Annotated in this window: 17 protein-coding genes; 16 read left to right on the top strand and 1 reads right to left on the bottom strand. The window is 48.0% G+C overall.

Annotated elements, in window-relative coordinates:
* The first annotated feature begins 7 nt into the window (after positions 1-7).
* The 14 genes from HUN05_20070 to HUN05_20135 all read left to right on the top strand — a co-directional run bounded on the left by HUN05_20070 (position 8) and on the right by HUN05_20135 (position 10,154).
* Entirely contained in the window at positions 8-577 is a 570-nt protein-coding gene (locus HUN05_20070; protein ID WDP87141.1) for a D-sedoheptulose 7-phosphate isomerase, read from the top strand.
* Positions 570-1,511, top strand: a complete 942-nt coding sequence (locus tag HUN05_20075; protein ID WDP87142.1) for a deoxyhypusine synthase family protein — start codon at positions 570-572, stop codon at positions 1,509-1,511. The genes HUN05_20070 and HUN05_20075 overlap by 8 nt, the downstream gene beginning before the upstream one ends.
* A gap of 70 nt (positions 1,512-1,581) precedes the next feature.
* A complete protein-coding gene (locus HUN05_20080) occupies positions 1,582-1,758 on the top strand; it encodes a YqaE/Pmp3 family membrane protein (GenBank protein ID WDP87143.1) in 177 nt (58 codons plus the stop codon).
* Positions 1,759-1,955: 197 nt separating this feature from the next.
* Positions 1,956-2,210, top strand: coding sequence for a zinc ribbon domain-containing protein (locus HUN05_20085; protein WDP87144.1), 255 nt, complete (start codon positions 1,956-1,958; stop codon positions 2,208-2,210).
* Between the two features lie 7 nt (positions 2,211-2,217).
* Positions 2,218-3,147 (top strand): hydroxymethylbilane synthase, encoded by a 930-nt coding sequence (gene hemC / locus HUN05_20090; GenBank protein ID WDP87145.1) that lies wholly within the window; start codon positions 2,218-2,220, stop codon positions 3,145-3,147.
* Positions 3,140-4,693: a uroporphyrinogen-III C-methyltransferase gene (cobA, locus tag HUN05_20095; protein WDP87146.1), complete on the top strand. Its 1,554-nt coding sequence runs from the start codon at positions 3,140-3,142 to the stop codon at positions 4,691-4,693. The genes hemC and cobA overlap by 8 nt, the downstream gene beginning before the upstream one ends.
* A complete protein-coding gene (gene moaA / locus HUN05_20100) occupies positions 4,690-5,673 on the top strand; it encodes a GTP 3',8-cyclase MoaA (protein WDP87147.1) in 984 nt (327 codons plus the stop codon). The genes cobA and moaA overlap by 4 nt, the downstream gene beginning before the upstream one ends.
* A gap of 123 nt (positions 5,674-5,796) precedes the next feature.
* On the top strand, positions 5,797-6,189 hold the full coding sequence (locus tag HUN05_20105) for a hypothetical protein (GenBank protein ID WDP87148.1): 393 nt from the start codon (positions 5,797-5,799) through the stop codon (positions 6,187-6,189).
* A gap of 79 nt (positions 6,190-6,268) precedes the next feature.
* Entirely contained in the window at positions 6,269-6,592 is a 324-nt protein-coding gene (locus HUN05_20110; GenBank protein WDP87149.1) for an IS66 family insertion sequence element accessory protein TnpB, read from the top strand.
* Positions 6,592-6,936 carry an IS66 family insertion sequence element accessory protein TnpB gene (gene tnpB / locus HUN05_20115; protein ID WDP87150.1) on the top strand — a complete coding sequence of 115 codons (345 nt, stop codon included), beginning with the start codon at positions 6,592-6,594 and terminating at the stop codon, positions 6,934-6,936. The genes HUN05_20110 and tnpB overlap by 1 nt, the downstream gene beginning before the upstream one ends.
* A 44-nt stretch (positions 6,937-6,980) precedes the next feature.
* Positions 6,981-8,525 carry an IS66 family transposase gene (locus HUN05_20120; GenBank protein WDP87151.1) on the top strand — a complete coding sequence of 515 codons (1,545 nt, stop codon included), beginning with the start codon at positions 6,981-6,983 and terminating at the stop codon, positions 8,523-8,525.
* 96 nt (positions 8,526-8,621) lie between these two features.
* Positions 8,622-9,242: an RNA polymerase sigma factor gene (locus HUN05_20125; GenBank protein WDP88158.1), complete on the top strand. Its 621-nt coding sequence runs from the start codon at positions 8,622-8,624 to the stop codon at positions 9,240-9,242.
* Positions 9,226-9,687: a zf-HC2 domain-containing protein gene (locus HUN05_20130; GenBank protein ID WDP87152.1), complete on the top strand. Its 462-nt coding sequence runs from the start codon at positions 9,226-9,228 to the stop codon at positions 9,685-9,687. Before HUN05_20125 ends, HUN05_20130 begins: the two co-directional genes overlap by 17 nt.
* Positions 9,688-9,704: 17 nt before the next feature.
* The gene (locus tag HUN05_20135) at positions 9,705-10,154 is read left to right on the top strand and encodes a hypothetical protein (GenBank protein ID WDP87153.1); all 450 of its coding nucleotides are present in this window, start codon (positions 9,705-9,707) and stop codon (positions 10,152-10,154) included.
* Positions 10,155-10,158: 4 nt separating this feature from the next.
* Here the strand turns inward: HUN05_20135 and HUN05_20140 are convergent, their stop codons facing one another.
* The gene (locus HUN05_20140; GenBank protein ID WDP87154.1) at positions 10,159-11,214 is read right to left on the bottom strand and encodes an AI-2E family transporter; all 1,056 of its coding nucleotides are present in this window, start codon (positions 11,212-11,214) and stop codon (positions 10,159-10,161) included.
* Between the two features lie 345 nt (positions 11,215-11,559).
* Here HUN05_20140 and HUN05_20145 point away from each other — a divergent pair, with 345 nt between their 5' ends.
* Both HUN05_20145 and HUN05_20150 read left to right on the top strand, forming a co-directional pair.
* Positions 11,560-11,871, top strand: coding sequence for a hypothetical protein (locus HUN05_20145; protein WDP87155.1), 312 nt, complete (start codon positions 11,560-11,562; stop codon positions 11,869-11,871).
* 168 nt (positions 11,872-12,039) lie between these two features.
* A complete protein-coding gene (locus HUN05_20150; protein ID WDP87156.1) occupies positions 12,040-13,254 on the top strand; it encodes an IS256 family transposase in 1,215 nt (404 codons plus the stop codon).
* The last annotated feature ends 115 nt before the right edge of the window (positions 13,255-13,369 follow it).

A 13,369-nucleotide genomic window follows, 5' to 3' on the forward strand; every position in this document is an offset into this window, starting at 1 on the left:
GAATCATATGAAGGCCATTATCCGCCAGAGCCTTGAAGATAGCATCCAGGCCAAACAAATTTTTTTTAAAAATCATGAACCCCTTGTCATGGAATGCGCCCAGGCCATGGCCAAAACCCTTGACCGGGGCGGGAAAATTTTGCTGTTCGGCAATGGGGGCTCGGCTGCCGACTGCCAGCATATTGCCGCAGAATTTGTCAACCGTTTCCAGATCGAACGCCCCCCCCTGGCAGCCATCGCACTCACCTGCGACACCTCCATCATCACAAGCATAGGCAATGATTATTCCTATGATGATATTTTTTTAAAACAGGTCCAAGCCCTGGGAAAAAAAGGGGATATGGCCCTGGGAATTTCCACGTCAGGCAACTCCGGCAACGTTATTAAGGCAGCAAAAACCGCTAAAGACATGGGCCTTTGTTTGGTGGGTTTTTCAGGCAAAGGCGGCCAGCTAAAGGCCTTGAGTGACATGGCCTTTTGTGTGGATTCCCCTGTGACGGCTCGAATCCAGGAAGTTCACATCCTCCTGGCCCATATCCTGTGTGATCTGACAGAAAGGATAATCGTCAATGGCTGACCCCAAGGGATTGGATTTTAGCAAGCTTGCCACCTATTCCATTAACACCAGAAAAAGCCTGGTGTCCAAGGATGATTTTGCACAGCCCTGGACCCGGGGAGAAAATATAACGACCTTTCTCGGCCGCCTGCCCTCCATCCTGGCCGGCAAAGATATCAGAATGGTGATCAATGCCATTGCCAAGGCCGCCAAAAATAAACACCAGGTCTGCTTTGCCATGGGCGGTCATGTTATCAAAACCGGGATGAACCCCATCCTCATTGACCTTATGGAAAAAAATATTATCTCGGTTCTGGCCATGAACGGATCCTGCATCATCCATGATCTTGAAACCGCCCTCACCGGGCAGACCAGTGAAGATGTGGCCGACAGCATTACCAGCGGCAGTTTCGGCATGGCCAGGGAAACCTCAGAACTTCTTAACCAGGCCATTGAATCGGCCGGAAAAGAGGATTTAGGCCTGGGCCGGGCCGTGGGCCGGCTTATCCTGGACCAGGACCTGCCGTTCAAAGAGCTGAGCCTCACAGCTGCAGGCGCCCGGCTCGACCTCCCTGTCACCGTCCATGTGGCCATGGGCACGGATATCATCCACATGCACCCGGATTTTGACGGGGCTGCCTGCGGCAAGGCCTCCCATGATGATTTTTTCACCTTGGCCCAAGAAATTTCAAAACTTGAAAAGGGCGTGTTTATCAATGCCGGATCTGCTGTAATCCTGCCTGAAGTCTTTTTAAAGGCACTTACCCTGGTCCGAAACCTGGGCCATCATGTGGATGAATTTACCACCGTGAACCTGGACTTTATCCGCCATTACCGGCCCATGACCAATGTGGTCAACCGCCCCACCCTGGGTCGGGGCAAAGGTTACTCCCTGGTGGGCCATCACGAAATTCTCATCCCCCTGATCGCAGCAGGTGTGATTGAATCCGTATAACAAAGCAGATTTAATCACACCGGAAGATCCGGGTAACAATAGAACACCTTAACAAGACAAGGGGAAAAAAATGAAAGATATCATAAAAATCATATGCGCAATTATACTCCCGCCGGTTGCCGCTTTTCTACAGGTAGGCATTGGTAAACATTTTTGGCTAAATATTGTTCTGACCATTTTAGGCGGTATTCCCGGAATGGTTCATGCCATTTGGCTAATTGTTAAAAATAACCGAACCAGAGGTTAAGTTCAAAGCAAGCGTATACCGCGTGGCAATTAATTTTCAGGTAAATCCCGGTTAATGGATCAAAGGCCTGCCTCCCTATATATTCCCAGGGGCAAGGGATTCTTCCCTGTGAATCTTTCAGTTCCGACTTGAAAATATTCGACTAAACCCTTATATTAGTTTGTTTATTAAACTTGAAAGACCACAAGGAAAGAAAAATGCCAATTTACGAATATAAATGCAATGCCTGCGGCAAGGATTTTGAGACCCTTGTCATGGGCAGCTTAAAACCCCAATGCCCTGAATGCGAGAGCCAGGATCTTGCCAGACTCATGTCCAAATGCGGTTTTGTTTCCAAATCTGCAGGCCCGGGCGGCCAGGTTCAGACCACCACCTCTGCCGGCAGTTCAGGCTGCGCCGGCTGTTCGGCAACCAATTGCAGCACCTGCAGCTCCAGTGCCACCATAGGATAAATACCCAATGAAAACATTAGTTCGTATCGGCACCCGGGGAAGCCAGCTGGCCCTGTGGCAGGCCAATTATGTAAAAGACCGCATTGAGCTCGAAGTTCCTAGAACAACCGTTGAAATCACCGTTATCAAAACCACTGGGGACAGGATCACGGACAGACCCCTGGCCATGGTCGGAGGAAAAGGACTCTTTGTAAAGGAAATCGAAACCGCCCTCATGGAAAACCGAATTGACCTTGCCGTCCATTCCATGAAAGACATGCCGGGTGAACTGCCTGCCGGACTGATTATTGGCGCCATACCCCAAAGGGAAAATCCCTTTGACGTAATGATCTGCCAGAAAAAGATGACTCTGGCCGAGTATCCTAAAGGCGCCCGAATAGGCACCTCCAGTCTGAGACGGGGCTCCCAGCTCAAACATGCCAGGCCGGACTTTGAGGTTCTGTCCATCCGGGGCAATCTGGACACCCGCCTTAAAAAACTCAAATCCGGGGAATATGATGCCATTGTTCTGGCAGCCGCAGGCTTAAGACGCCTTGGTCAGGAAAATAAAATCACCGAGTACCTGACCCAGGAAACCATGGTGCCTGCCGTGGGCCAGGGTGCGCTTTGTATCCAAGCCCGGGAAAATGATGCCCAGATGGCCCCCATTATGGCAACACTGGACCATTGGGAGACCCGGATCTGTGTTGAAGGTGAGCGGGCCTTTCTCAAACAAATCGAAGGATCCTGCCATATCCCGGTGGCCTGCTTTGGCATACTCCAGGATAACAAGGTCTCTTTCACGGCAATTGTCGCCTCTGAAGACGGAAAAGAGGTGATCAAAGAAACCATGATTTCCGCTCCGGATACCGTGGTAGAAACCGGCAGGAAACTGGCTGAACAATTACTTAAAAACGGCGGCAAACGCATATTGGAGAGTTTAAATCCCCATGAATAACCCAAAGGGCAAGGTAACCCTCATCGGAGCAGGGCCGGGTGATCCCGGACTGCTCACCATCAAAGCCAAAGAATGTATTGAAACAGCCGACGTGGTGGTCTATGACTACCTGGCCTCCCCCTATCTGCTTGAATATGCCCGCAAGGATGCCCAAATCATCTATGTGGGAAAAAAGGGGGGTGACCATACCCTGACCCAGGATAAAATAAACCTTTTGCTGGTGGACAAGGCCAAGGCCGGACTCAACGTGGCTCGTCTCAAAGGGGGAGATCCCTTTGTTTTCGGACGAGGCGGAGAAGAAGCCCAAGAACTTCTGGAATACGGAATTTCCTATGAGGTCATCCCCGGGGTTACCTCGGCCATATCGGCTCCTGCTTACGCCGGCATCCCTGTCACCCACAGGGACCATACCTCTTTTGTCTCCTTTATCACCGGCCATGAACGGCCGGATAAAAAAGGGAGCCGGATGCAATGGGATGTGTTTGCCAAATCCGATGCCACCCTGGTCTTTCTCATGGGAGTGAAAAACCTGGGCAACATCGTGAAAAACCTCATGGCCAACGGAAAACCCGGAGACACACCGGTGGCCTTAGTCAGATGGGGCACCACCACCCGGCAGCAAACCGTTACCGGCACCCTTGACACCATTGTCCAGGTCGTCAAAGAGGCAAAACTTAAATCTCCTGCCATTATTGTGGTGGGCCATGTGGTCTCCCTGCGCAAGGAACTGGCCTGGTTTGATAAAAAGCCCTTGTTCGGCAAACGGATCGTCATTACCCGGGCCCGGTCCCAGGCCAGCGGCCTGGTCTCCCAGTTAAACCGGCTGGGGGCACAATGTATTGAAATCCCCACCATTAAAATTGTTCCTCCCAAGGACAGGACGCCCCTGGAAAAGGCCATTGAGAATCTGGATAAATATGAATGGCTGGTGCTGACCTCGGTGAACGGGGTCAAATATTTCTTTGATACTTTGTTTGAAAAAGGTCTTGATGTCAGGGCATTGGGGCATTTAAAATTTGCCTGTATCGGCCCTGTGACCAAAGAACGGCTGGCAGATTACGGTATCGTTTCAGATATCCTTCCTGAAACCTATCGGGCGGAATCTGTGGTGGATGCATTTGCAAATGTAGATATTCAGGGCAAGCAAATATTGCTGCCCCGGGCCAAAAAGGCCAGAACCATTCTGCCCGAGGAGCTGGCCAAAATGGGGGCCATGGTGGATGAGGTTGCCGCCTATGAAACCCAGCTGGCCCAAGAGGGAAAAGAATCCCTCATTGACATGCTCAAGGACAATGCCATTGATGCGGTGACCTTTACCTCATCTTCCACGGTGAGCAATTTCATCTCCCTGCTTGAAAACCAGGACAGCCGCCCCCTGCTCAAGGATGTGACCCTGGCCAGCATCGGTCCCATCACATCGGATACGGCAAGATCTCTGGGGCTTGAGCCTGAGATTGAGGCATCCCCGTATACGATCCAGGCCCTGGTTAATGCCCTGGTGGATCATTTTGCTCCCGACACAGACGAAAGCTGCGCCCAATCATGAACGCAGGCGGGCGCAATATAAACTACTTAAGAATATCGGTTACAGACCGGTGTAACTTCAGATGCCGCTATTGTGTTCCTTCAACTCCGTTCCGGGTCATCGGCCATGATCAGATTGCCAGGTATGAAGAAATTTTAAGGATCACCCGCCTGGCATGTGAAATGGGGATTACCAAGGTCAGGATCACAGGGGGGGAACCCTTTGTGCGCAAGGGAATTTTTAGTTTTCTTGAGCAGCTCTGCCAAATTAAGACCCTTGAGGACATCTCCATCACCACCAATGGATCCCAGCTGAACAAAAAAAAAATAAAAGCCCTTCTGGATATGGGTATCAAACGGCTGAACTTCAGCCTGGATACCCTGGTGCCGGAAAAATTTGAGACGATCACCAGACGGAACCGATTCCGTCAAGTCTGGAACGCCATCCAATGGGCCCATGAACTGGGGATCTCTCCTCTAAAAATAAATACCGTGGCCCTGAAAGGATTCAACGATGATGAAATCCAGGCCCTGGCAGGACTGACCCTGAAATACCCCTTTCATGTCCGGTTCATTGAATACATGCCCATGGGCGATTCAGATGTGGAAAAAAACCAGCAGATCCTGACCCGGGAAATCCAGGAAAAAATCACTGAGGCCCACGGTCCTTTGACAGCAGTGGCAAAAACGGAAAATGACGGTCCGGCAAAAAAATTCAGGCTTGCCAATGCCCCGGGCGTCCTGGGATTCATCACCCCGGTCTCCTGCCATTTCTGCAGTGAATGCAACAGGCTGCGCCTGACCTCCCGGGGGACCTTGAGGCCCTGCCTGCTGAGAAACTATGAAACAGATATTCTCTCAGCCCTTAGAGAGGGGGCAAACGACAGGGAACTCAAAGAATTCATTGAATCCACCCTGGCCCACAAGCCTCTGTCTCATGGCCTTGATTCCCGCAGCCCCAAGGATATTCCCATAAGCCACATGACCTCCATAGGCGGATAAAGCCAAGACGGGGCCATTTTTTTTATTTTTTAGGGAAGTTTTCTAAAGTTTTGGTGTCTATACCTTTTAACCGGGAAAATATATCCGGTTAAAAGGTATACAAACCCCATTGAGGAGGACACCATGAAAAAGCAAATTGCCATTATCACAGCATCGTTTCTGATCATCGCCGTTTTCGCAGGGTTTGCAGATGCAGGGGCTGCCCGTCGCCACACCATAGAAGGCTTCCTGCTCGGCACAGGGGTCACCCTTTTGGGCACCGCCATTGTCCATAACATGAACAGACCCGAACCCGTTGCAATCCGGAAAGGACGCCACCATGGCAACAGAAACTGTCGCAAAGGCCATTGGGAAACCCAGCGCATATGGGTTGAGCCTGTTTATGAAACCCGATGGAACCCCGGCCATTATAACAGGCGTGGCAGATGGATTTGCGGAAGGCAGGAAAGATTCGAGATCGCCCAGGGGTATTGGCAACGAGAAAGGGTGTGGGTCAGACATCACCCTATATATTAGAAGGTAAGCGATGAATTAACCCCACCTATTGCTGAGTCCAGCCATGGGATAGTATGCTCCCCCAAAAGGAGGCAAGACTATGACCAAATCCTGGAAAGAAAAAAATCAAGAGCGGACCAAATTTTGGAGAACACACATAGAGCAATGGACTGAAACCGGTCTTTCCCAGAGAGAATATTGTAAACAGAACAACCTGAGGTCGAACAGATTCACTTATTGGAAGGTCAAGTTCAGCAAGACTGATCAGCCCATGGAGCTGGTCCAGATCCCATTCCCGATTCATCATTTTAAGCCACCAGGGTTGAAGATCAATATAGGCCGGGGCCTGCAAGTGGAGATCCCGGATGGATTTAAAAAAGAAACCCTTGAGCAGGTATTGCTGGCGTTGAAGGTTGTATCCTGATGAACTTCCCGCCGGAAACAAAGGTGTATCTTGCCCTGGGCGCCACTGATATGCGCAAGGCCATTAACGGTTTATCCGTCATTGTCAGCGAACAAATGCACTTGGATATATTTGCAGGCCATCTGTTTGGCTTTTGTAACCGGGCCCAGACCATTTTGAAAATTTTATACTGGGATAAAAACGGCTTTTGCCTGTGGCAGAAGCGCCTTGAAAAAGACCGATTCAAGTGGCCAAAAACGTCAGAAGAGGTCGTGAATATTTCAAGCCGGGAGTTGACCTGGTTGATTGAAGGATTGAATATAAACCAAGCCCACAAACCCCTGAAATATTCTATGATTTATTGATGTTAAAACTATGAAAAGCCCCGTGGTTATGGTATATACAGCACATGACTAAAGGCAAAGTAAAAGATAATCAGAACCTGGATGAATTGAAAAAAATTGCTTGTGATTTGATTGACGAAAATCAAATCCTTAAAGACCAGATCAAATCACTTCAGAATATGGTCTTTGGTCGTAAATCAGAGAAAACGCCTAAAGATGACGAGCAAATGTCTCTCTTCGATATGCCGGAACCCGAGCTTCCTATTTTGGAAAAAGATAACACTGTAACCATTGGCGAACATACTCGTAAAAAGCGTGGGCGCAAGCCTTTACCCGCTGATCTTCCCCGCGTAGATGTCATACATGAACTAAACGAGGATGAAAGACAGTGTGATTGCGGCTGTCTCAAAGATCGCATCGGCCAGGAAGTGTCAGAACAGCTGGATTATATCCCTGCAAAAGTCAGGGTCCTCCGGAATATCCGGTATAAATACGCCTGCAAAAACTGCGAAGGGACCGAAGATGACGGCCCTACCGTATCCATTGCCAGGATGCCGGATCAGATTATCCCCAAAAGCATAGCAACGCCTGGACTACTTGCCCACATCCTGACCGCAAAATTTGCAGATGCACTGCCGTTTTACCGCCAGGAAAAACAATTTACCAGAATCGGCATTGAGCTTGGCAGGTCGACCATGTGTACATGGGCCATGAAAGTCGCTGATGCTTGTGATATTTTAATCGACATGATGAAAAAAGACATACTGGCAAGCCCAATGATTGGTGTTGATGAAACACCTCTTCAGGTCTTAAAGGGGCCTCGAAAATCAAAATCATATATGTGGATTTTTAGAGGTGGTCCGCCTGATAAGCCAATTCTTCAATTTCAATATCATCCGACACGATCCGGAGATATTGCCGCATCATTTTTGGATGGATACAAAGGCATTGTTCAGACGGATGGCTATAAAGGATATGATTTTCTGGACAAAATAACGGATATCATTCATGTGGCATGCTGGACTCACGCCCGCAGGGGATTTAAAAATGTAACCAAAGCTGCAGGGAATAAAAAGAACTCATCGGGCAATGCAGGTACCGCTTTAAAATATATCAGTCTGCTTTATAAAATTGAAAAAGAAGCCCGGGTGCAGGAATTAACGCCTGAACAATTATATGCTCGGAGGCAAAAAGAAGCGGTTCCAATTTTAGAAGAGTTCAAGAAATGGCTTGATGCAAGAGTGGAAAAAGTTCCCCCCAAAAGCCTGCTTGGCAAGGCGATCCATTATACTCTCAGCCAATGGCATAGGCTCATCCAATACACAATAGACGGAATCATCAGGCCTGATAACAATCTGGTTGAAAATGCCATCCGACCATTTGTGGTCGGACGAAAGAATTGGCTTTTCTCGGACACCGTTCAGGGTGCCCGAGCCAGTGCACTGATTTACAGCTTGATTGAAACAGCCAAACCAAATGGGCTGGAGCCATATTGGTATTTGAAATATCTGTTTGAACACCTGCCTGAAGCCATGTCGACAGATGATTTTAAAGCCCTACTTCCTTACAACGTTGAAAAAAATTTGCTTGCCGGACCCGCCACCTCCTGAATGGGGTTAAAACATCGCTTACATTAGAAGCAATTGTTCATTTCAACCCGGATGGAACAGCAATGCCTGATGATAAAAAAACGGCAAGATCCCGACATGGTTCAAACGCCCTGCCCCCAAAATGAGGCCATTGATGAGCCGGCCCTGATCGAGGGGCTTGAACAGGGCCGGACTTGGGCATGCAATGCCCTGGTTTTCAACTACCAGGACAGATTGCTGAAGATCGCCTATGGGATTACCCTGGACCACGAGGAGAGCAGGGAAATTGTTCAGGATGTCTTTGTCAGCGCCATGGGCAGTATCAAAAATTTCAGAGGAGAATCAGGCCTTGGGTCCTGGCTTAGGAAAATCACCCTCAATGCCTGCCTCAACTGGAAACGCAAATGGAAGCGCAGGTTCAAATGGCATCATACCTCCCTGGGACCGGAAACTGAATTTTTAACCTATGACAAGGCCTTCCAGGGACATACGCCTGAGACAGAACTCAAAGCCAAACAAGAACAAATGCGTCTGGTTCAGGCTGTGCAAGCACTTCCCGAACCCCTTAGAGTCGTCTTTGTGCTCAGCACCTTGGAAGGCCTGTCCTATCAACAAATCTCTGCTGAATTGAAAATAAAGGAGGGAACAGTGAGTTCCCGGCTTTACAGGGCACGAAAAACAATTGTTAATGGCTTAAAGGCAAATGAAAAGGAGGTTTTCCATGGCAGCCTGCGATAAATATTCAACCGAGTTTATCAGCCGATTTGTTGACAATGAAGTCTCAAAACAGGACCATGATGCCTTTGTCCGGCACACGGCCGGCTGCAGGGCGTGTGCACAAACAGAAGTCAAATTCAGGCAGATGGCCAAAACCTTTGACCGACATGCCCGATCCGGAGCTGCCCACATCCAAAGCCAGCTGCCCCCCATAATCCTTGAACAAAAGCCCAAAAAGACAGTTAAAATTTTGTCCGGATTTAAGCGTCCCATGGGGATCGGCCTGAGGCTGGCCTCCATCGGGGCAGCAGCTTTGATCCTTATGCTCGCGGTTTATCCCTGGTCAAAGACTCCCGGGCCCGGACCTTCGGCCATTGTAAATTCAGTTGACACCTACGGATCATCGGTTATGATCATTGAGAGTGCAAATGCCCATCATACCATTATCTGGTTTTCCGAAACCTGAAGACCGAGAGGAAAAAAATGTATAAAGGTCTAAAATCAATCTTTGTCTGGGTCTGCCTAGTCTTTTTGATCACGACGCCTGCCCAGGCAGACCCCGTCTATAACACCCGGGTAAGGGTAATCCATGCCCGGACAGGTCCGGCACAGATTGACCCGGGTATAAAGGCTGTTGTCCGGGAAATACAACCGGTATTCAAATATACCCGTTTTAATCTTCTTAATGATAAAAAAATGATGCTGGCCCAGGGCCAGAAGGGATCTTTATTCCTTCCGGGAAACCGCAGCCTTGTTATCACCCCTGTGACCCGGAAAAAAAACAGGATTCAATATCATATCCGCATCAATGCCAAGGGAAATCCTGTATTCCAGACCAATGTCATGCTCAAGAACCATGACAGCGTCACCATTGGGGGGCCAAAATTCAAAAAAGGGGTCTTGCTGCTCAATATTTTAGGAAGCACCCCCTAATCCTTTATTCCAGCCCCCGACGGGCCAGAAGATCAAACGCCTCCCGATTGGATCCCAAAAGGATGGAAATCCACTGGGTGGATTCATTGCCGTTCAGGGCAATTTTAACGGCCATGGTCAGGGGAACTGACAATAGCATGCCCACCGGTCCCAATACCCACCCCCAGAATGCCAGGGATAAAAAGACAACAAGCGTCGACAGGCCGATCCCCTTGCCCATAATGCGAGGCTCGACCACAGATCCCACCAGGATGTTTACCAATAAAAACCCAATCCCTGCCACCAAAGCGGACATGGGGCCCAATTGAATCAAGGCCAGAAGAACCGCAGGCACAGCCGCAATTATAGAACCGATATTGGGTATATAATTAAGCAAAAAGGCAAATACCCCCCACATCACCGGGTAATCCACCCCCTGAAGGGTCAGCCAGAGCGCAATAATCATCCCGGTGCCAAGACTGGTAAGGCTCTTTATGCCCAAATACCGATTAACCCCGTCCATTATCTGGGTATACTTGTCCATGCTGCCGTGTCCGTCCCTGGACAAGGCTTTGAGTTTACTTGGAAAGCCGGCCGCCTCTGACAGGATAAAAATAAAGGTAAGAAAGACAAAAAAAGTATTGGTCAGCACCCCGCCCAAGCCGTTCAGGGTATTGGCGACCAGGCCAAGAATCCGGCCGGGGTTGAATAGGTCCGTGAGCTTATCGGCTTCAACCTCTATCCCGTAATTTGAAAGCAATTGGATCCCCTGGGACATCAGGGAAAGCAGCCGTTCCTGATACATAGGGAGGTTTTTTGAAAAATCAGCAATGGAAGATGAAACCAAAGAGACCAGAATCACCTGAGCCAGCACCACCCCGAGCATGAGTACGAGAATACTCACCAGGCTGGGAATGCCTTTTTTCTGCATCCAATAAAGAGGAGGGGCACAGATAATGGCCAAAAAACCGGCCAGCAAAAAGGGAACCACCAGTACGGCTGCTGTTTTCATCCCGGCCACCACAACCACAAAAGCAGCGCAGCCCAAAAGAGAACTGATGCCAAAAGACGTTGATTTCATTTTTTAACCTTTTTTCAAATTGTTTGCCCAAGGCCTCAACCCCAAGTATAATTTGGACCTTGGAACGCTGTAATTTTTTATCATACACTAAAAGCATGGCCGGTCAAAAAAAATCAGCCACAAAACATCAAATCAATTTAATATTCAGATCAATTGGGAATATTTTTTCTTAACTTTTTGATAAATTATAGGTGAAAAAAAGGGAATCATATTGACTTTATCTTCATTGCCCTTTAAAGGATGAAGGTAAATTAAACATTGGGCAGCACCACTGACAAAGAGACCGAAACTATAGCAGAGCAAACAATTACTTGAACAAGGATTTATACAACTTATATTTTCCCCATGAGATATTCATCAGATTTACGCAAACGCGTTATAGATTTTGTAGAAAATGGAGGAAGCAAGACGGAAGCTGCCAGTCAGTTTAATGTATCCCGTGGAAGTGTTCACAACTGGACGTCTGCCGAAGATGGTTTGTCATACAAGAAACCCGGTCCAAAAGGACCACGAAGTTTGGATCTGGAAGCTTTGCGCCTCCATGTGGAGACAAATGATGACATGACACAATCGGAAAGGGCGCAGCATTTCGGAGTATCCCGTGCCTGTATCTGGTATAATATGAAACAACTCGGAATCACTCGAAAAAAAAGATGACGGGATACAGGGAGCGAAGCGACAGCAAAAGAAAGGCATATCTTCGTCTTCGTGAACGTTATGTACGTCGTTGCAAAACGTTTGTTTATGTTGATGAAAAGAGGGCGTTCAAAATTCTGTGTCAGTTGAATCAAAGCTGATATACTCAGCTAAATAAGGAGAACTGACATGACCGAAGAAAACACCGAATTTGATTTTCAAAAAGCCCTTAAAGGCATCCAGGAAGGTAAACCCTTCACAGGTAAGGGCGGCGTCCTTACATCATTAATCAAAAATCTTGCTGAAGCTGCTCTTGAAGGAGAGTTGGAGTCCCATCTCGGGCAGGAAGTTTCTGCCAACCGCCGTAATGGAAAAAGCAAAAAGACCATTAAATCCCTGGATGGTAAATTTGAGCTGGAAACCCCGCGTGACAGGGCCGGAACCTTCTCTCCACAGATCGTCAAAAAACATCAGACAACGCTCAGCGATGAAATTGAAAGAAAGATAATAGCCCTTTACGGCCTGGGCATGAGTTATAATGATATGGCTTCCCATTTACAGGAAATCTATGGACTTGAGATTTCAAATGCCACTCTGAGCACCATTACCGATAAAATCATCCATACCGTCAAAGAATGGCAGGCCAGGCCGTTGGAAAATGTGTACCCAATCGTATGGCTTGATGCCATACATTATAAAGTACGAGAAAACGGAAAGGTCGGCAGCAAGGCCGTTTACACAATTCTTGGGGTGAATATCGAGGGCCGCAAAGAGGTTCTTGGGCTGTACATATCCGAGAATGAGGGTGCGAACTTCTGGCTGCAGGTGTTAACAGACCTTTCAAACCGAGGGGTAAAAGATATCCTGATTGCCTGTGTTGATGGTCTAAAAGGTTTTCCCGAGGCCATTGAGACCATATTCCCGGACACAGAAGTTCAACTCTGCGTAGTCCACCAGATCCGAAATTCATTGAAATACGTTGGTTCCAAAAATAAAAAGGAATTTATGGCAGATCTAAAACGTGTTTATAAAGCGGTCAATAAGGATCTGGCCGAAGAAGAACTGGATATCTTGGAAAATAAATGGAATGACAAATACCCGATTGTGATAAAATCCTGGCGGAACAACTGGGAACGCCTCAGTCATTTCTTTAAATATCCAGAAGAGATTCGACGGATAATATACACCACAAATACCATTGAGGCTGTGCATCGACAGTTTCGAAAACTGACCAAAACAAAGGGATCATTTCCGAACCAGGACAGCCTGTTAAAGCTGCTTTACATGGGGATCCAGAACGCCAGTAAAAAATGGACAATGCCGATTCAAAATTGGTCACTGACAATTTCCCAGTTGGCAATTTTCTTTGAAGGCCGGCTGGATAAAGAGCTGGGAATTTTATAGGGATTTATTTACAGATGGAAAAGATGGTTCCAGGAACTCCACTCCAGCAAAAGAAAGGCATATCTTCGTCTTCGTGAACGTTATGTACGTCGTTGCAAAACGTTTGTTTATGTTG

It is taken from the genome of Desulfobacter sp. (assembly GCA_028768545.1).
Lineage (GTDB): Bacteria > Desulfobacterota > Desulfobacteria > Desulfobacterales > Desulfobacteraceae > Desulfobacter.

Excerpts from the sequence above, each read along its gene's own strand:
- HUN05_20070 (WDP87141.1), top strand. The coding sequence starts at position 8 with ATGAAGGCCATTATCCGCCAGAGCCTTGAAGATAGCATCCAGGCCAAA.
- HUN05_20075 (WDP87142.1), top strand. The coding sequence starts at position 570 with ATGGCTGACCCCAAGGGATTGGATTTTAGCAAGCTTGCCACCTATTCC.
- HUN05_20080 (WDP87143.1), top strand. The coding sequence starts at position 1,582 with ATGAAAGATATCATAAAAATCATATGCGCAATTATACTCCCGCCGGTT.
- HUN05_20085 (WDP87144.1), top strand. The coding sequence starts at position 1,956 with ATGCCAATTTACGAATATAAATGCAATGCCTGCGGCAAGGATTTTGAG.
- hemC (WDP87145.1), top strand. The coding sequence starts at position 2,218 with ATGAAAACATTAGTTCGTATCGGCACCCGGGGAAGCCAGCTGGCCCTG.
- cobA (WDP87146.1), top strand. The coding sequence starts at position 3,140 with ATGAATAACCCAAAGGGCAAGGTAACCCTCATCGGAGCAGGGCCGGGT.
- moaA (WDP87147.1), top strand. The coding sequence starts at position 4,690 with ATGAACGCAGGCGGGCGCAATATAAACTACTTAAGAATATCGGTTACA.
- HUN05_20105 (WDP87148.1), top strand. The coding sequence starts at position 5,797 with ATGAAAAAGCAAATTGCCATTATCACAGCATCGTTTCTGATCATCGCC.
- HUN05_20110 (WDP87149.1), top strand. The coding sequence starts at position 6,269 with ATGACCAAATCCTGGAAAGAAAAAAATCAAGAGCGGACCAAATTTTGG.
- tnpB (WDP87150.1), top strand. The coding sequence starts at position 6,592 with ATGAACTTCCCGCCGGAAACAAAGGTGTATCTTGCCCTGGGCGCCACT.
- HUN05_20120 (WDP87151.1), top strand. The coding sequence starts at position 6,981 with ATGACTAAAGGCAAAGTAAAAGATAATCAGAACCTGGATGAATTGAAA.
- HUN05_20125 (WDP88158.1), top strand. The coding sequence starts at position 8,622 with ATGGTTCAAACGCCCTGCCCCCAAAATGAGGCCATTGATGAGCCGGCC.
- HUN05_20130 (WDP87152.1), top strand. The coding sequence starts at position 9,226 with ATGGCAGCCTGCGATAAATATTCAACCGAGTTTATCAGCCGATTTGTT.
- HUN05_20135 (WDP87153.1), top strand. The coding sequence starts at position 9,705 with ATGTATAAAGGTCTAAAATCAATCTTTGTCTGGGTCTGCCTAGTCTTT.
- HUN05_20140 (WDP87154.1), bottom strand. The coding sequence starts at position 11,214 with ATGAAATCAACGTCTTTTGGCATCAGTTCTCTTTTGGGCTGCGCTGCT.
- HUN05_20145 (WDP87155.1), top strand. The coding sequence starts at position 11,560 with ATGAGATATTCATCAGATTTACGCAAACGCGTTATAGATTTTGTAGAA.
- HUN05_20150 (WDP87156.1), top strand. The coding sequence starts at position 12,040 with ATGACCGAAGAAAACACCGAATTTGATTTTCAAAAAGCCCTTAAAGGC.